This is a genomic window from Yinghuangia sp. ASG 101, assembly GCF_021165735.1.
GTDB lineage: Bacteria > Actinomycetota > Actinomycetes > Streptomycetales > Streptomycetaceae > Yinghuangia.
In genome coordinates, this window is the sequence record NZ_CP088911.1 from 2,450,539 (window position 1) to 2,467,686 (window position 17,148).

General features: G+C 74.0%; 14 protein-coding genes. 4 read left to right on the plus strand and 10 right to left on the minus strand.

The annotated features are described in order from the left end of the window. Nucleotides 1–199 precede the first annotated feature (199 nt). Nucleotides 200–892, plus strand: a complete 693-nt coding sequence (lexA, locus tag LO772_RS10075; protein WP_231778054.1) for a transcriptional repressor LexA — start codon at nt 200–202, stop codon at nt 890–892. Between the two features lie 218 nt (nt 893–1,110). On the opposite strand, the gene LO772_RS10080 is transcribed toward lexA, so the two are convergent. The 8 genes from LO772_RS10080 to miaA form a co-directional block, all read right to left on the minus strand. Further along, a complete protein-coding gene (locus LO772_RS10080) occupies nt 1,111–3,282 on the minus strand; it encodes an ATP-dependent DNA helicase (protein ID WP_231778055.1) in 2,172 nt (723 codons plus the stop codon). Nucleotides 3,283–3,361: 79 nt separating this feature from the next. Beyond that, nucleotides 3,362–4,348: an SGNH/GDSL hydrolase family protein gene (locus LO772_RS10085; RefSeq protein ID WP_231778056.1), complete on the minus strand. Its 987-nt coding sequence runs from the start codon at nt 4,346–4,348 to the stop codon at nt 3,362–3,364. Nucleotides 4,349–4,458: 110 nt separating this feature from the next. Continuing rightward, on the minus strand, nt 4,459–5,292 hold the full coding sequence (locus tag LO772_RS10090; RefSeq protein WP_231778057.1) for a carbon-nitrogen hydrolase family protein: 834 nt from the start codon (nt 5,290–5,292) through the stop codon (nt 4,459–4,461). Between the two features lie 313 nt (nt 5,293–5,605). Further along, on the minus strand, nt 5,606–6,388 hold the full coding sequence (locus tag LO772_RS10095; RefSeq protein ID WP_231778058.1) for a GNAT family N-acetyltransferase: 783 nt from the start codon (nt 6,386–6,388) through the stop codon (nt 5,606–5,608). Nucleotides 6,389–6,960: 572 nt separating this feature from the next. Beyond that, the gene (locus tag LO772_RS10100; protein ID WP_231778059.1) at nt 6,961–8,298 is read right to left on the minus strand and encodes an aminotransferase class III-fold pyridoxal phosphate-dependent enzyme; all 1,338 of its coding nucleotides are present in this window, start codon (nt 8,296–8,298) and stop codon (nt 6,961–6,963) included. Between the two features lie 488 nt (nt 8,299–8,786). Continuing rightward, the gene (gene hflX / locus LO772_RS10105) at nt 8,787–10,208 is read right to left on the minus strand and encodes a GTPase HflX (RefSeq protein WP_231779486.1); all 1,422 of its coding nucleotides are present in this window, start codon (nt 10,206–10,208) and stop codon (nt 8,787–8,789) included. A gap of 359 nt (nt 10,209–10,567) precedes the next feature. Continuing rightward, nucleotides 10,568–11,428: a diaminopimelate epimerase gene (gene dapF, locus LO772_RS10110; protein WP_231778060.1), complete on the minus strand. Its 861-nt coding sequence runs from the start codon at nt 11,426–11,428 to the stop codon at nt 10,568–10,570. Nucleotides 11,429–11,520: 92 nt separating this feature from the next. Further along, nucleotides 11,521–12,426: a tRNA (adenosine(37)-N6)-dimethylallyltransferase MiaA gene (gene miaA / locus LO772_RS10115; protein ID WP_231779487.1), complete on the minus strand. Its 906-nt coding sequence runs from the start codon at nt 12,424–12,426 to the stop codon at nt 11,521–11,523. 277 nt (nt 12,427–12,703) lie between these two features. Between miaA and LO772_RS10120 the strand changes: the two genes are divergently transcribed. Further along, nucleotides 12,704–13,177, plus strand: coding sequence for an antitoxin (locus LO772_RS10120; protein WP_231778061.1), 474 nt, complete (start codon nt 12,704–12,706; stop codon nt 13,175–13,177). Between the two features lie 45 nt (nt 13,178–13,222). Here LO772_RS10120 and LO772_RS10125 read toward each other — a convergent pair whose 3' ends face one another. Further along, nucleotides 13,223–13,924, minus strand: coding sequence for a class III extradiol dioxygenase subunit B-like domain-containing protein (locus LO772_RS10125; protein WP_231778062.1), 702 nt, complete (start codon nt 13,922–13,924; stop codon nt 13,223–13,225). Between the two features lie 35 nt (nt 13,925–13,959). Here LO772_RS10125 and LO772_RS10130 point away from each other — a divergent pair, with 35 nt between their 5' ends. Next, nucleotides 13,960–14,553, plus strand: coding sequence for a histidine phosphatase family protein (locus tag LO772_RS10130; protein ID WP_231778063.1), 594 nt, complete (start codon nt 13,960–13,962; stop codon nt 14,551–14,553). 3 nt (nt 14,554–14,556) lie between these two features. On the opposite strand, the gene miaB is transcribed toward LO772_RS10130, so the two are convergent. Next, nucleotides 14,557–16,038 (minus strand): tRNA (N6-isopentenyl adenosine(37)-C2)-methylthiotransferase MiaB, encoded by a 1,482-nt coding sequence (gene miaB / locus LO772_RS10135; protein WP_231778064.1) that lies wholly within the window; start codon nt 16,036–16,038, stop codon nt 14,557–14,559. A gap of 63 nt (nt 16,039–16,101) precedes the next feature. On the opposite strand from miaB, the gene LO772_RS10140 reads away from it, so the two are divergent. Then, entirely contained in the window at nt 16,102–17,124 is a 1,023-nt protein-coding gene (locus tag LO772_RS10140; RefSeq protein ID WP_231778065.1) for a TAXI family TRAP transporter solute-binding subunit, read from the plus strand. Nucleotides 17,125–17,148 lie beyond the last annotated feature (24 nt).

Consider the following 17,148-nt stretch of genomic DNA (forward strand, 5'->3'; position numbering starts at 1 on the left):
CAAATTCACTCGAACGTGTGTTTGGCGCAACCTTTCGAACCCAGCTACCGTTCTCCGTGTGCGAGTAATCCGTCGAGAGGGGAAACCCGTGTCCGGAGAAGCCCCCGGAGGCATCCAGCCTCCGGCCTTTGCGAGTGCAGCCCGGAACACCGCGACAGCAACGGACGCACCCGGGGGGGACAGGTCGGAATCGGCTCAGGTGCGGTCGCTGCCGAGCCGCGGGGCCAACGGCCTGACGGCACGCCAGAAGCGCGTTCTGGAGGTGATCCGCGCCTCCGTGGAATCGCGCGGCTATCCGCCGAGCATGCGCGAGATCGGCGAGGCGGTCGGCCTGTCGAGCACATCGTCGGTCGCGCACCAGCTCATGGCTCTGGAGCGCAAGGGTTATTTGCGCCGTGATCCGCACCGCCCACGCGCGTACGAGGTCCGCTCGCCGGACGGCGGCCGGGTCACCCCCGCCGCGGCCGGCGCGGCGGGGAGCGCCGCCGCGAGCAACGGGAACACCGCCGACCGGCCCGCTGCGTCGTACGTCCCGGTCGTCGGCCGGATCGCCGCGGGCGGCCCGATCCTCGCCGAGCAGTCCGTCGAGGACGTCTTCCCGCTCCCCCGCCAACTGGTGGGCGACGGCGAGGTGTTCCTCCTGAAGGTGAGCGGCGACTCGATGATCGAGGCCGCGATCATGGACGGCGACTACGTCGCGGTGCGCCGCCAGCCGGTCGCCGAGAACGGCGACATCGTCGCGGCGATGCTCGACGGTGAGGCGACGGTGAAACGTCTCCGCCACCGCGACGGGCACCGGTGGCTGATGCCGCACAACTCGGCGTACGAGCCCATTCCCGGCGACGACGCGACCATCCTGGGCCGTGTGGTGGCGGTCATGCGGCGCGTCTGAGGCGCGCGGCGCCCGCCGGAAAAACCGCGTCGGCACCCGCGGGGCCGAACCGGAGTCACGGGCACACACCACACCGAAACCCCCTCGGGGCCGCACGGACACGACGTCCGTGCGGCCCCGCGCGTTGTCCTGAGCCCGGCGGACGGCCGAGGAGAACCGACGCACGCCACCCCTCCGCGGGTGTGTGGCGGTTTTCCCCGGCCCGGCGCAACCTCGGCTCACACGTTGATCGCCGCGAGCGAGCGCCGCACCTGATTGCGGTCCGTCGTGTACCAGAAGTCCGGCATCGACGACCGGAAGAACCCGCCGTAGCGGGCGGTCGCGAGCCGTGAGTCGAGCACGGCCACGACGCCGCGGTCGTCGGCGGCCCGGATGAGGCGTCCCGCGCCCTGGGCCATGAGGAGCGCGGCGTGGGTCGCCGCGACGGCCATGAAGCCATTGCCGCCCGACTCGTGGACGGCCTGCTGGCGGGCGCTCATCAGCGGGTCGTCGGGGCGCGGGAACGGGATGCGGTCCATGACGACGAGCTGGCACGCGGGCCCGGGAACGTCGACGCCCTGCCACAGCGACAGGGTCCCGAACAGGCAGGCCTCGGTATCGTCCGCGAAGGTCTTCAGCAGCTCGGGCAGGGAATCGTCGCCCTGGCACAGGATCGGGAAGTCCAGGCGCTCGCGCAGCGCCTCGCTGGCGGCCTCGGCGGCGCGGCGCGACGAGAAGAGGCCGAGCGTCCGGCCCCCGGCGCACTCGATCAGCTCGGTGAGTTCGTCGAGCGTCGCCGGGTGCATGCCGTCGCGGCCGGGCGGGGGCAGGTGTTTGGCGACGTAGAGGATGCCCTGCTTGGGGTACGCGTACGGCGATCCGACGTCGAGGCAGCGCCACACCGCGAGTTCGGCGTCGTTCTCGGCGTCGCCTTCGTCGTCGGCGGCCTCCCGGCTGCCGGCGGCGGGGGCGGGCACGGGAACGGGCACGACCTCGCCGGGCGCCGGCAGCATGCCCTCGGGGCTGAGCCCGAGATTGCGGGCGACACCGGTGAAGTCCCCGCCGAGTTTGAGGGTCGCCGACGTGAGGACCACGGTCCGGTCGCCGAACAGCGATTCGCGCAGCAGTCCGGCGACCGCGAGGGGGGCGATCCGCAGCGACGGCCCGACGCGGTCGCTGCGCTCGATCCAGAGGACGTCGTACGGCGAACCCGACAGGATCCGCTCGCAGGTGTCGTGCACCGATTCGGCGGACGCCATGGCCTGGCGGCGGGCCGCGTCCTCGTCACTGAGGGACTTGTCGCGCACCTCGCCCAGCGAGGTGATGACGCCCCGCGCGGCGTCCCGCAACAGGACGAGGGCGTCGCCGAGTTCGGGGTCCGGTGCGGCGAGGCGGGCGGGCTCGCGCATGCTCATCGCCCGCGCGTAGGCCTCCGCCGCGGCCTGGAGCGCGTCGACGGCCTTCTCGTTGGCCAGTTTCGCCGCGCGGCGGGCGGCGCGCTCGACGGTGCCGATGGTGAGGTCGTCGGTGGCGATCGCGGTGACGCGGGCGGAGAGTTCGTGGGCCTCGTCGACGACGAGGACCTCGTGCTTCGGGAGGACGGGCGCGTCCTGGATGGCGTCGATGGCCAGGAGGGCGTGGTTGGTGACGACGATGTCCGACTGCTTGGCCATCTCGCGGGCCTGTTCCGCGAAGCAGTCCTCGCCGTACGCGCACTTCGAGGCGCCGAGGCATTCGGTGGAGGAGACGGAGACCTGGGCCCAGGCGCGGTCGTTGACGCCGGGGCTGAGGTCGTCGCGGTCGCCGGTCTCGGTGTCGTCCGCCCAGTCGCGCACGCGCAGGATGTCGCGCCCGGTGGGGGTCGTCGGCGACGGGTCGAAGAGCGCGTCGGCGTCGTCGGGCGGCCCGTCGTGGAGGCGGTGCAGGCACACGTAGTTGCTGCGGCCCTTGAGGGTCGCGTACGTGGGACGGCGGCGCAGCAGGGGGTGCAGGGCCTCGACGGTGCGCGGCAGGTCGCGTTCGACGAGTTGGCGTTGCAGGGCGAGCGTGGCGGTGGCGACGACGACGCGGCGGTGGCCGGCGAGGGCGGGGACGAGGTAGGCGAGGGATTTGCCGGTGCCGGTGCCCGCTTCGACGAGGAGGTGCTCGCGACGGGCGATGGCGCCGGTGACGGCCTCCGCCATGCGCACCTGGCCGGGGCGCTGGCTGCCGCCGACGGCTCCGACGGCGGCGGCCAGCAGTTCGCCGAGGTCGTGGCGGCTGCCGGGCCCGCGGGGGGCGGGCCCGGCGTCCGTGCTCGGGTCCGTGGCGTCCGTGGTCTCCGTGCCGGGGTCCGCTTCGGGAGCCGTCGGGGGCTCGGCGGCGGGCTCGGAGGGGGTCTCGGGGGCGGTCGTCTCCGCGGTGTCGGTCATCGTGGGCAAGCCTACGGGCGCCGGGGGACGTCTCGACCGGGACCGCCGCGACGCGGGGCCTCGGGAGGCCCCGGCCGCGTCAGGTCTGCTGCCGCGCGGCGTCTATCACCACGGCGGCCATGCCCTCGTGCCCGAGGGCGTTGGGGTGGACCTGTGCGGCCGGGGACTCCGGGTTGAGGCCTTCGACCCACTTGGTTCCGTTCGGCGTACAGACGTCGTGGCCGACCGCGGGCGCGTAGGTGTCGACGTATCCGGCGTTTCCGGCGGCGGCGCGTTCGGAGATCATCGTGTTGAGCGCGTGCAGGACGCCGCGCAGGTAGCCGAGGTCGCCGGCGGCGACGGGGAACTGCGCGGGGCAGCCGGTGCCGGTCTCCGGCAGGATCGCGGGATAGCCGACGAGCAGGACGCGGGCCTGCGGGGATTTCTCGTGGATGGCCGTGAGCGCCGCGTCGATTTTGCCGGCGGTGGTCCGGATGCGTTCCGTCAGCACGTCCTGGCCGTTCTTGGTGAACGCGTCCTTGCACGGCGTGGGCGAGGACGTGTCGCCGCTTTTGACGACGCACGTGGTGACGATTTCGGTGAAGCCGATGTCGTTGCCGCCGATGCCGAGCGTCACCAGCCGGGTCTGGGGGCCGAGCGCCTCGAACTGCGGCGCGGGCGCGGTGCTGCCGCCGCCCTGGGGAGCCGCCAGGTCCTCGGTCGTCGCGCCTCCGCACGTGACGTCCGTGAACGTGGGGACGGCGAGGGTGCGCGCGGTCAGGTGCGGGTAGTTGCTCGCGCTGCGGCTGCACAGGCCCGGGGCGTCGGGGACGGTCTCGGGGATGCGGACGCCCGCGGCGTACGAGTCGCCCATCGCCACGTAGTACGAGCCGCCGCTTCCGGGAGCCGCCGCCGGAGGGAGCGCGCCGAGGGCCGCCGGGCCGCCCTGGCCGCCGGACGGTGCGGTGGGTGCGGGGGAACCGGTGCTGTCGGGTGCGTCCGAGCCGTCGTCGGACGAGCAGGCCGAGAGGGCGAGTATCGCCGCGGTGAGGGCTGCCGCGGCGGTACGGCGTCGTCCAAGGCGCACGTTCGGTCTCCTTCGGTCGGCGTTGCTCGGTCTCCCGTCGGCGGACGGTCGTGCAGACGGTGCCACATCATGTGCGCGACCGCGACCACCGGCCCTCGCGACCGGGACCGTCAGTCGAGCTTGATCCGCTCGCGCCTGCTCTCGGCACACGGCAGTTCACTGAGCATGGTGAGGCTTTCGCGGGCGGCGTCCACCTCGAAGTCCTGGAGGGTGGCCACCGCGACGTCGACGCGGTCGGCGGCGGCCTCGGCGACGGGGCGCCCGTCGGGTCCGAACACGGCGCTGCGCCCGCAGCCGGGGCCGTCGCCGGTATCGCCGACGTGGTTGGCGAGCACGGTGTAACAGGTGTTCTCCAGCGCACGGGTGGCCAGAAAGAGATTGCGGCGGTGCTCCTCGTCGCCGCGCGTGAACATGCCGCTGCACAGGTAGACGTCGCAGCCGTCGAGCGTGGCGGCCCGCACGTGCTCGGGGAAGCCGATGTCGTGCCGGGTGCCGAGCCCGAGGCGCCAGCCGTGCACCTCGACGGAGCAGCCGTGGTCGCCGGGGGTGAACACGTCGCGGGCGTCGGGCGGGAGGTGTTCGGCGTCGTACGCGACGTGGGCCTCGCCGTCGATGCCGGCGACGAGGACGGAGGACGTCCGGGAGGCCGACGTGCGGCGGACGCAGGCCCCCACGACGGCGACGGTCCTGGTGGAGTAGCACGCGGCGAGGAGGTCGTCGAGGCGCGGGTCCGCGGGGACGATCTCGCAGCGGGACGGGTCCCGGCGCAGCACGTCGAGGTCGTACCCGGACAGGAACAGCTCGGGGAGGACGACGACATCGGCCCCCTCAGCTGCGGCGAAGCGGACGAGCTGGGCGGCGGTGGCCACGTTTTCCGCCACGTCTCCGGGCAGGGCGTGTGCCTGGGCCGCAGCCACGCGCAGGGGCGCTCGATCCAACGTCACGGGCGCATTCTGGCACCGTGATCGGTATCACACCATGGTCGTCGGGCCCTTGTCCGCGTCGGATCGCTCGTGCTCGCACGGGATGCGGGCGCGGTCCTCCCGGTTGGTCGGCCATCTTCGGCCACCTGGCGGCCCGCGCGCGACCGGGTCGGCGGGGGCCGCCGCACGGACGGCGAACGCCGTTCCGCACCGCGTGAGTTCGCCCGCCCGCCCGTGCGGCGTCGTGGCATCGGCGGTGCGAAGTCGCGTGCCATGGCGGCGTCATGACGTCGCGTCGGCTCCGCGCGCGGCGGGCCGGTGGCGACCGGTGTGCTCAGGCGGTCCGGGCGGCGGCGCGGTCGGTGGGCCGTTCGCGGTCGCGGATCATCAGCGCGGCGGTCCTGCCGGGCAGCGCCAGATCGGCGGCGCGGCGGAACCCCGCACGCCGGAAGGCGGCGACGGACGCCGCGTTGCGCACGTCGGGGTCGGCGACGACGCGCTGCGTGTCGGGTGCGGCGCGCAGGATGAGGTCGGCGACGACGAACAGCAGGAGGGAGCCGAGCCCCCGTCCCCGGTGTGCCGGCGGTCCGATGATCAGGTGGACGCCGACGTCATGCGGCTGCGCCGCGTAGTGCTCGGCCAGCGGATCGAGGTCGGCGCGGTACAACTCCCAGTAGCTGACGGGTTCGTCGTCCAGGCACCCGACGTACGTGGTGGCGTGCGTGAGGCCCCGGCGTTCGGCGAGGTGGCGGGCGGTGGTGTCGACGTCGCCGGCGAGGTGCCACCAGCGGGCGATCTCGGGGTCGTTCATCCAGGTGTGGATGATCGGCAGGTCCCGCTTGATGTGGAGTTCGTGGAACGAGAAGCGGCCGGGGCCGAGGGTGACGGCGCCCCAGCGGTCGGCTTTGGTGAGCGGTCCGGAGAGTCCCGCGCGGAGCCGGCGGCGGGTGAGGCGCAGGGTGTCGTCCTCGGAGAGGTCGAACAGATCGTGGTCGTCGTCCTCGTCCGGGTCGTGGTCGGCGTCCTTCTCTGCGGCCTTCTCGGCGGCGGCCCGGACGGCGGCGGCGATGGCCGCGTCGTCGGGGCTGCCGGTGGGGGGCAACGGGGACATGGTCATGCGGGGCGCCTCCTCGAACGACGTGTGGCTGCGCGGACGTCCGCCCGGGAGCGGGCCGGGCGGCGGCGCGCGCACGCGGCCCGGCGCGGTCGCGGCCGTGGCTCCCGGGTTCGGCTCCGACGCAGTCGGGCCGGCACGCATCGATGATCGGGCGTTCACCCGCGATGTCGGCCAACCGACCCGCGGTTTTAGCAAAACTGAACAAAACGGACTTATTGCCGAGGGTGAGCCGAGGGTGGGATCACGTTCGCCCGGCCGCCGCGCGCGGCGGCCGACGCGGCCCACGGCACCACTTGGCACGCGGAATCCGAACGCGGGGAAACGCCGTGCGGCAGACGTGTTCGGACGCGCGGCGACAGGCGGGCCGGGCACACCGCGGGCACACCGCGGGCACGCCAGACGGCGCCCGGTGCGCACCCGGCCCCTGACGCCGCGTCAACTCCCCTGCGGCGGCCGGGCGCGCGGGCGACACCTTCGCGCGCGTGCTGAGGGCACGCCGGGCGCACCCCGGGCACGCCCGGCCGACGTCGCCCGGCACGCGCCCGGCACCCCCGTTCGGGACTGACGTCGTGTCAGCTTCCCGGCGGTGTCCGGGTCTTCCTCCGGCGGCGGCCGACCGCTGCCACGGCGTCGGCCAGTCGGGTCAGCACCGCCTCGGCCTGTTCCTCGGTCATCGTCAGGGGCGGCAGGAGGCGGAGGACGGTGTCGTCGCGGCCCCCGAGGCCGATGATCAGGCCCCGGTCGAGGGCTTCCGCACGGACCGCGGCGGCCAGCGCGGGCGCGCCGTGCGGATGTGCGCCGCCGGACGCGGCGTCGGGGTCGGGGTCGGGGTCGGGGTCGACGAGTTCGATGCCGATCATGAGGCCGCGTCCGCGGACCTCGCCGATCATGGGCTCGGCGGCCTGGACGCGCCGCAGGCCGTGGGCCAGGCGGGTGCCGATACGGGCGGCGTGGGCGTCGAGGCGGTTCTCGCGGATGTGCCTGATGGTCGCCGTCCCGGCCGCCATCGCGATCTGGTTGCCGCGGAACGCCGCCGGATGCGCTCCGGGGTCGCGCGGGTGCGGACCGCACCGGGCGACGACGGCGGCGAGCGGCAGGGACCCGCCGGCGGCCTGCGCGACGACGATGGCGTCGGGCACGATCCCGCTGTGCTCCACCGCCCAGAACGCGCCCGTGCGCGCGAGACCGGTCTGCGTCTCGTCGACGATCAGGGGGATGCCGTACCGGTCCGTGAGGCGCCGTATCTCGCGCATCCACCGGTCGGGGGCGGTCACCATCTCGCCGTCCCCGCGCACGGCTTCGAGCACCACGGCGGAGGGGACCGCGCCGCGCGCGGCGGCGTCGGCGAGCAGGTCCGCGATGGCGCCGCTCGAATCCCCGGACCGCGCGGGGTTCGGATACGGCAGGCGCGTCACGGCGCCCGTCCGGGGAAGCGCCCCGCGGCATAACCCGGCGGAGACCAGCACGTCCGCACGCCCCGTCGCGCCTTGGGCGAGGCCGATCGCCGCGTCGACCGCGTCGGTGTCCTCGGGACCGCAGAACAGGATGCGCGCGTCACCGGCGAAACCGGGAGGCAGCGTCGCGAACAGCGTTTCGACGAAACGCGCCTCGATCGGCGTCGCCCGGGCGGGCGCCTCGGTGTCCGGAACCGCGCGGATGGCCTCGAGGACCACGGGATGACTGTGCCCGAGCACGAGCGGGCCCGCGCCCGCGAGGCAGTCGAGGTAGCGGCGGCCGTTCGCGCCGTCCACGGTCATGCCCCGCGTGCGTACGGGGACGATGGGCAGCGACCGCGCGTGTATCCGCGCCGCTCGTTCGCGGCGGGCCTGGCGCGCGAGGAGGCTTTCGGCGCCCGCCCCCGTGGCGCGTCCGACGGCCTCGGTCCTGGTCGGTGTCGGTGCTGCGGTCATGAGCGGTCCTCCCGGGAGCGGGATCGATGCGCGGCACTGGCGCCGACGGCGGGCGACGGAGTGGCGGGGCAGCTGGTCGGGAGACCGGCGGGAAGAGGCGGAAGGCGGCGGACGGGGAAGGGCACGGCGATCGGCGCGAGGCGGGCGACATCGCGGATCGCAAGAGGCAAGGCTTACCTGACTCCTGTCGTCTGTCGCAACAACACCACCCGAACGAGTGAACGGCGGGCTCGGACGCCCTGTCCAACGATGCGGCCGGGCCGGGAACACGGGTGGGGCACGGACCTTTTGGACCGACCGGGAGCACGTTCCCGGCGCGCGCCCGAGGCCGCGCGACCCCGGCGGCCTCCCGCGGACCGTTGCCCCGGCCCGGCGGGCGGTCCGGGCGCCGCAGGCCGGGCACGCCGACGCGGCGGACCCCGCGAGGGGCCCGCCGCGTCGGCGTACACGTTTTCGCGTCGGACAGCGCCGGCGCTACGGTGCCGCGGCTACCGCTTCGCGACCGCGAAGGCCTGCAGCTCGGCGGCCAGCACCGCACCGACCCGGGCGCGCAGCCACGTGCCCTCGGCCCGGTGCTCGTTCTCCAGGATCTCGCCGCTGTCGTGCACCTTGGCCACGAGGTCGCCGCGGTGGTACGGCACCAGCGCCTCCACCTCGACTTCGGGCCGCGGCAGCTCCTCGTCGATCAGGGCGAGGAGTTCCTCGACGCCCTGGCCGGTCTTCGCCGACACCACCACGGCGTGCGGCTCGCGGCGCAGCAGCCGCGCCAGGACCTCGGGGTCGGCGGCGTCCGCCTTGTTGACCACCACGATCTCCGGCACGTTGTGTGCGTCGACCTCGACGAACACCTCGCGTACCGCGGCGAGTTGCGCCTCGGGCTCGGGGTGCGAGCCGTCCACGATGTGCAGGATCAGATCGGCGTCGCCGACCTCCTCCAGCGTGGAGCGGAACGCCTCGACGAGCTGGTGCGGCAGGTGCCGGACGAACCCGACGGTGTCCGCGAGGGTGTAGACCCGCCCGGACGGCGTCTCGGCGCGGCGCACGGTCGGGTCGAGGGTGGCGAACAGCGCGTTCTCCACCAGCACGCCCGCACCGGTGAGCCGGTTGAGCAGCGACGACTTGCCGGCGTTGGTGTACCCGGCGATGGCCACCGACGGCACCTTGTTGCGGCGCCGCTCGGCGCGCTTGGTGTCGCGTGCCTTCTTCATGTCGGCGATCTCGCGGCGCATCTTGGCCATCTTCTCGCGGATGCGCCGCCGGTCGGTCTCGATCTTGGTCTCGCCGGGGCCGCGGGTGGCCATGCCGCCGCCACCGCTGCTGCCGCCGCCACCCATCTGGCGGGACAGCGACTGCCCCCAGCCGCGCAGGCGCGGCAGCATGTACTGCATCTGCGCGAGCGAAACCTGCGCCTTGCCCTCTCGGGACTTGGCGTGCTGGGCGAAGATGTCGAGGATGAGCGCGGTCCGGTCGACGACCTTGACCTTGACCACGTCCTCCAGGTGGATGAGCTGCGCGGGCGTCAGCTCGCCGTCGCAGACAACGGTGTCGGCGCCCGTGGCGATGACGATGTCGCGCAGTTCCCTGGCCTTGCCGGAGCCGATGTAGGTCGCCGGGTCCGGTTTGTCGCGGCGCTGCACGACGCCGTCGAGGATCTGCGACCCGGCGGTCTCGGCGAGCGCGGCCAGCTCCTGGAGGGAGTTGTCGGCTTCCTGGGCTGTTCCTTCGGTCCACACCCCGACGAGGACGACGCGCTCCAAGCGGAGCTGCCGGTACTCGACCTCGGTGACGTCCGTCAGCTCGGTCGACAGGCCCGCGACGCGGCGCAGCGCGTTGCGGTCGGCGAGGTCGAATTGGTCGCCGTCGTAGTCCGTGTCCTCAGGACCGGCCCCGGCGACGTCGCCCGACCCCATGCCGTCGTCGAGTCCGTCGAGGTCGATGTCGTCGAAAAGCTCGACTGCGGAGTCGTCGTCGGGAAGGTGGCGTTCGTATGCGGAGGTCATATTGTCCTGTTCAACACGGCGGCGGCCGAAGTTCTTCCGTCACCTGGAATGTCGGTCACCACGATCGTGCCACGTCGCTCCCCGCCACGGCACGTGGGTTTCGGCCACGGTCCGCCCGGGTGCCGGCGCCGATTTGACACGCGGCCGAGGCGGCGGGGCGGATGCGGCGGGCGGTGGGGCGTCCTCGCCCGGGGCGGGGGTGCGCCGGAAAAGCCCCGCGAAGGCAGGCGCCCGTTCGGTGCCCGCCCCGGCGGCGTACGGCGTCGGCGTCAGGCGTGGCCCGCGGGCAGGCGGTCCAGGTCGACCTCGCCCTCGGCCAGGATCACGGCGGGGCCGGTCATGTCGACGGCGCCGTCGGGGTGCTCGGTGATCACGAGGCGTCCGCCGGGCACGTCCACGGTGTACGTGGCGGGCAGCGCGGCGGCGTCGCGGCGGGCGGACGCGACCATGACCGCGCAGGCCCCCGTGCCGCACGAGCGGGTCTCGCCGGAGCCTCGTTCGTGGACGCGCATCGCCACGTGCCGCGGCGCGCGGTCCACGACGAATTCGACGTTCGCCCCCTCGGGGTACGCCGTCGCCGGGGCGATCGCCGGGGCGGTGAGCAGGTCGCCGGCGTCGTCGAGATCGGCGACGAAGACGACCGCGTGCGGGTTGCCCATGTTGACGTTGACCGCGGCGTGCACCGAGCCGTCGGGCAGCGTGACCGCGATGCCGTCGGGGCCGGGCAGCCGGGCGGCGCCCATGCCGACCGTGACGTCGCCCCCGCCTTCGGGCACGTGGACCGCCCGGACGCCGCCGCGCGTGGCGATGCGCAGGTCGCCGGGCGCGGCCTCGCCGGACTCGACCAGGTAGCGGGCGAATACGCGGGCGCCGTTGCCGCACATCTCCGCGATGCTGCCGTCGGCGTTGCGGTAGTCCATGAACCACTCGGCCTCGCCAGCCATGTGCGCGGCGGCCGGGTCCTTCGCCGAGCGGACGACGCGCAGCATCCCGTCGGCGCCGATGCCGGCCCGTCGGTCGCACAGCGCCGCCACCCGCGCCGCGCTCAGGTCGAGCGCGCCGTCGGGGTCGGGGACGATCACGAAGTCGTTCTCGGTCCCGTGGCCCTTGAGGAATCGCAGAGTGCTCACGGTCCGATCCTACGGCCGCACGGGTGCGCCGGGACGCCGTGCTCCGTGGTCCCCGGTCGGCCCGTTCGCCCCGGTCGGCCGCGGTTCGCCCGTCAGCCGCGCCCGGTGTCCGCGTGGTCGAAGGTCACCTGGCGGAGGGCTTCCTCGACCAGGTCGGGGCGGTCGAACGCCAGCCACCGCACGCGTGCGTCGCGGCGGAACCAGGTGTCCTGGCGTCGCGCGAACCGCCGCGTGGCGCGGGCCGTGTCCTCCTTGGCCTCGGGTTCGCTGAGTTCGCCGGTGAGTTGCCGCAGCACCTGCGCGTAGCCGAGGGCGCGCGAGGCGGTGAGCCCGTCCCGCAGGCCCTGCGTCTCCAACGCGCGTACCTCGTCGACGAGTCCGTCCCGCCACATCCGGTCGACGCGCGTGCCGATGCGGTCGTCGAGCGTCGCCCGGGGGACGTCGACGCCGATCTGGACGCAGTCGTACACCGGCACGGGCCCGGGCAGCGTCGCGGTGAACGGCCGGCCGGTGATCTCGATGACCTCCAGGGCGCGCACGATGCGGCGGCCGTTGCTCGGCAGGATCGCCGCCGCGGCGGCCGGGTCGAGACCGGTCAGGCGCTCGTGCAGGAGGCCGGGGCCGTCGGCGTCCAGTTCGCGTTCGAGCCGGGCGCGGACCTCCGGGTCCGTCCCGGGGAACTCCAGGTCGTCGACGACCGCGCGGACGTACAGCCCCGAGCCGCCGACCAGCACGGGCGTGCGGCCCGCGGCCAGCAGGGCGTCGACGACGGCCCGCGCGTCGTGCTGGTACTCGGCCACGCTCGCGGTGCGCGTCACGTCCCACACGTCGAGCAGGTGGTGCGGTACGCCGCCGCGCTCGGCGACGGTCAGTTTCGCGGTGCCGATGTCCATGCCCCGGTAGAGCTGCATCGAGTCGGTGTTCACGACGTCGCCGTCGAGGGCGCGGGCCAGGGCGACGCCGAGGTCGGACTTGCCGGCCGCCGTGGGGCCGACCACGGCGACGACGCGCGGGCCGGGCCGCGTGCCGCCGGCTTCGGCGCGCTCGCCGGGGGCGGCGGCTTCGGAACGAGATCGCGAACTCACGGGACAAGTCTGCCGGACACCCCGCCGCGCCCGTCACCCGATGCGGTACGCCCCGCACCGATCACATAACCGCCCGTGCCCGCCGGTCGTTGTTGTCCGGCACGTATGCGCACGGCATGACACACGGTGTGACCGGCATGGACAGGACATGCACGGCCGCCGTGACCGACGTACGGTCAAGGAGCAGGACATGAGTGCTTTCGACTGGTTCCGGCGCAGTCCGGCCGCGAAAACCACGGCGGAACCCGCCGCGGAAGCCGACCCCCCGAAGCCCGAGACGGCCGGAGGCGTCGGCACGCTCGTGGCGGAGCGCCCCAGTGCGGACGCCGGGGGCGGCGCGGAGACCCACTCCGGCACCGCCTCGCAGCCTCCCGATGCGGGAGGAGAGTCCGAAGGAGAACAAGACATGGGTTTCTTGGACACCATCAAGGAAAAGCTCGCGCCGCACCACGACAAGGTCGACAAGGGCGTCGACAAGGCCGCGGACATGGTCGAGAAGAAGACCGGCGGCAAGTACGGCGACAAGATCGACACGGGCGCGGAGAAGGCCAAGGAAACCCTCGGCCTCTCGCCGGAGGAGGCGGCGCGGGGCCGTGAGAACCCGCCGGCTCCGGGTGCCGGCCCGGCGGGCGAGGCGCCGCCCGAGCAGCCCCCGCACCCCTGATCCGGGGCGGTCGGCTCCGGGGAACTCCCGTGGGAGAGCGGGCCGTCAGCTCCACACCGCGACGAAGTACCCCACACCGTAGGGTGCTTCGTCGTAGGTGAGGCGGCCGGTGAGGTCGGCGCCGTCGGCGGCGCCGGCCAGGAGCTGCCAGGCGGCACGCCCGGAAACGCCCAACTCCTCGGAGAGGCGCGGGTCGAGCGCGGCCAGCGCGAGCACGTCGGCGTTCGCGAGGGCGAGCGCGGCGGCGGCGTCATAGGGCTCGGCCCGTGCGTCGAGGTAGCCGGGCGCCTTCTCGGTGCGGCACGCCGTGCCGTCGCCCATCACCAGCAGGGCGACGCGTTCGTCGCCGGAGACCAGCTCGGCGCCGGAGGCCAGGCAGTCGACCGCGTCCGCGTCGTGGGCCACCGCGAGGCCGGAGACCGGCACGTCGACCGGTGTGCGCCCGAGCAGCCACGCCGCGATCGTCAGCGACAACGGCAGCCGCTCCTCGATGTCGCCGCCGCCCGCGCCGAGGCGCACCGACAGGTTCACGCCGTACGGGGAGAACGAACCCGCGCCGCCCTTGGGGAACTCGGCCGTCTCGGGCCCCGTCCCCACGGCGACGACGCGGTCCGGGCGGGCCGCGAGCAGGTCCGCGACGGCGGCGTCGCAGGCCGCGCGCAACGCGTCCAACTCGCCCGCGGCACCCGCGGCCAGCTCGGGGACGATCAACGGCGGATGAGGACACACGGCAGCGGCAACGAGCACGGCACGAGGGTACCGGGCCGTGGTCTCATGGCCGCATGGCGCAGCTCACCCTCATCAGGCACGGCGAGACCGCGTGGAGCCGTGCGCTCCGGCACACCGGCCGCACCGACGTACCGCTGACCGAGACCGGCGAGGAGCAGGCCCGCGCGGCCGGGAGGCTCGTGGCCGGCGAGCGGTTCGGACACGTGTTCGTCAGCCCCCTGCGGCGCGCGCGGGCGACGGCCGAGTTGGCGGGGCTGTCCGACGCCGTGGCGGAACCGGACCTGATGGAGTGGGACTACGGCGGCTACGAGGGCCTGACGACGTCGCGGATCCGCGAGACGCGCCCGGACTGGTCCCTGTGGCGGGACGGCGTGGTCCCGGGCGACGCGGAGCACCCGGGCGAACAGCTCGAGGCGGTCGGCGCGCGGGCGGACCGCGTGCTGGCGCGTGTCCGCCCGCTGCTGGCCGGCGACGAGGACGTCGCCCTGGTGGCGCACGGGCACGTGCTGCGCGTCCTGACCGCCCGCTGGCTGGAGCTGCCGCCGGCCGACGGCCGCCTGTTCTGGCTGGCCACGGCCGGCGTGTGCGTCCTGGGCTTCGAGCGCGAGCAGCCGGTCGTCAGAGGCTGGAACCAGCGCGGCGCCTAGCGGTCAATGCGCGCGGCAGGACCCGGTGTCCGCGGACGGCTCGGGGGCGGGGGCGCCGATCTTCGGGATGCCGAGGAGCACCCCGGGCGCCGGTGCCGGGGCACTGGTCCGCTTCTGCCACGCGTCGCCCGCGGGGGTGCGGCGGATCGCGGCCGGCGGCCCTTCGGCGAGCAGGTGGTGCGGGGCGGCGTAGGTGATCGCGACCGTGGCCACGTCGCCGGGCCGCACCTCGTCGTCGGGGCGCCGGAAGTGCACGAGGCGGTTGTCGGGGGCGCGGCCCGAAAGGCGGGCGGTGGCCTCGTCCTTGCGGCCCTCGCCCTCGGCGACCAGCACGTCGAGGGTGCGGCCGACCTGCTTCTTGTTCTCGTCCCAGGAGATCTCCTCCTGGAGCGCGACCAGCCGCTCGTACCGCTCCTGGACGACGGCCTTGGGGATCTGGCCGTCCATCTCGGCCGCGGGGGTGCCGGGGCGCTTGGAGTACTGGAACGTGAAGGCGTTCGCGAAGCGGGCCTCGCGGACGACGTGCAGTGTCTGCTCGAAGTCGGCGTCGGTCTCGCCCGGGAAGCCGACGATGATGTCGGTGGAGATCGCCGCGTCGGGCATCGCCGCGCGCACGCGCTCGATGATGCCGAGGTAGCGGTCCTGGCGGTACGAGCGCCGCATCGCCCGCAACACCGTGTCGGAGCCGGACTGGAGCGGCATGTGCAGCTGGTGCATGACGTTCGGCGTCTCCGCCATCGCGGCGATCACGTCGTCGGGGAAGTCGCGCGGGTGCGGCGACGTGAAGCGGACGCGTTCGAGGCCTCGGATCTCCCCGCACGCGCGCAACAGTTTGGAGAACGCCTCGGGGTCGCCCATGTCGGACCCGTAAGCGTTCACGTTCTGCCCGAGCAGGGTGACCTCGATCACGCCCTCGGCGACCAGCGCCTCGATCTCGGCGAGCACGTCGCCGGGGCGGCGGTCCTTCTCCTTGCCGCGCAGCGCCGGGACGATGCAGAACGTGCACGTGTTGTTGCAGCCGACCGAGACCGACACCCAGGCCGCGTACGCCGATTCGCGCCGCGTGGGCAGCGTGGACGGGAACACGTCGAGTGATTCCAGGATCTCGACCTGGGCTTCCTCCCGGACGCGGGCGCGTTCCAGCAGCACCGGCAGCGAGCCGATGTTGTGCGTGCCGAAGACCACGTCCACCCAGGGCGCCTTGGCGACGATCGTGTCGCGGTCCTTCTGCGCCAGGCAGCCGCCGACGGCGATCTGCATGCCGGGTTGTCGGGCCTTTCTCGGCGCGAGGTGGCCGAGATTGCCGTAGAGCTTGTTGTCGGCGTTCTCCCGCACCGCGCAGGTGTTGAAGACGACGACGTCGGCCTCCTCGCCCGCGCCCGCGCGGACATAGCCCGCGTCCTCCAGCAGGCCGGACAGCCGCTCGGAGTCGTGGACGTTCATCTGGCACCCGAAGGTGCGCACCTCGTAGGATCGCGCGCTCATCGAGAAGCAAGGTTACGCGGTTCGCCCCGCTGGGTGACGACCGGTTTCACGGACGGGAACGCCATGACGCAGAGCCGGACGGGAGGCCCCCGCACGGGAGGGCCGCAGACCCGGCGGACGCGCGCGTTGGTCGCGGTGGTGCTCGCGGTGGCGCTGGCGCTGTTCGCGGGCGGCCTGTGGGTCGGCTCGGACGACGCCAAGCCCTACCGGGGCGGCCCGGTGAGCATTTCGACGGGCGTCCCGTCGGGCGTCTACTACCGCTACGGCCAGTTGCTCGCCCCGCGCCTGGAGGCCGATCTCGGCGTCCCGGTGACCATCGACGCGTCGGCCGGGTCGGTGGACAACGTGCGGCGCCTGATCGACGGCACCCACACCCTCGCCATCGCGACGGCCGACGCGGTGGCCGACCTGTCGCCCGCGGAACGCGACCAACTGCGCGCGATCGCACGCCTGTACGACGACTACGTGCAGTTGGTGGTGCCGGTCTCGTCGCCGGCGCGGAGCGTGGCCGACCTGCGCGGCAAGCGCGTGGGGATCGGGCCGCCGGCGTCCGGGGTGCAGCTGCTCGCGAACCGGATCCTCGCGACGGCGGGCCTCGACGCGCGCACCGACCTGGTGGCGACCGAGGACGGCATCGGCGACACCGCGGCGAAGCTGCGCGACGGACGGCTGGACGCGTTCTTCTGGTCGGGCGGCCTCCCCACCGAGGCGGTCCGCGTGCTCGCGGAGGAGGCGGACATCCGCTTCGTGCCGCTGGGCGATGTCGCGGCGACGCTGCGCGACCGATACCACCAGGTGTACCGCGAGGCGGTGATCCCCTCGGACGCGTACCAGGCCGGGCGGACGCTGCCGGGCGTCCGGCAGGAGGTGCCGACCGTCGCGGTACCGAACCTCCTGGTGACCCGGGCGGACACCGACCCCGACCTGATCCGCCGGGTGACCGGCACGGTGATGGGCGGTCGCGAGGCGATCGGGCGGGAGGTGCACGCGGCGCAACTGGTGGATCCGCGGACCGCCATCCTCACGTTCCCGCCGCTGTTGCTGCACGAAGGCGCCCGCCTTTGGTACCGGTCGGCGAAACCGTGACGCGGTCGACGTCGCGCGCGACAC

Bases quoted from the DNA above. Each gene is read 5' to 3' on its own strand.
- LO772_RS10080 (WP_231778055.1), bottom strand. From the start codon at position 3,282: ATGACCGACACCGCGGAGACGACCGCCCCCGAGACCCCCTCCGAGCCC.
- LO772_RS10095 (WP_231778058.1), bottom strand. From the start codon at position 6,388: ATGACCATGTCCCCGTTGCCCCCCACCGGCAGCCCCGACGACGCGGCC.
- LO772_RS10100 (WP_231778059.1), bottom strand. From the start codon at position 8,298: ATGACCGCAGCACCGACACCGACCAGGACCGAGGCCGTCGGACGCGCC.
- hflX (WP_231779486.1), bottom strand. From the start codon at position 10,208: ATGGGGTCGGGCGACGTCGCCGGGGCCGGTCCTGAGGACACGGACTAC.
- LO772_RS10120 (WP_231778061.1), top strand. From the start codon at position 12,704: ATGAGTGCTTTCGACTGGTTCCGGCGCAGTCCGGCCGCGAAAACCACG.
- LO772_RS10130 (WP_231778063.1), top strand. From the start codon at position 13,960: ATGGCGCAGCTCACCCTCATCAGGCACGGCGAGACCGCGTGGAGCCGT.
- miaB (WP_231778064.1), bottom strand. From the start codon at position 16,038: ATGAGCGCGCGATCCTACGAGGTGCGCACCTTCGGGTGCCAGATGAAC.
- LO772_RS10140 (WP_231778065.1), top strand. From the start codon at position 16,102: ATGACGCAGAGCCGGACGGGAGGCCCCCGCACGGGAGGGCCGCAGACC.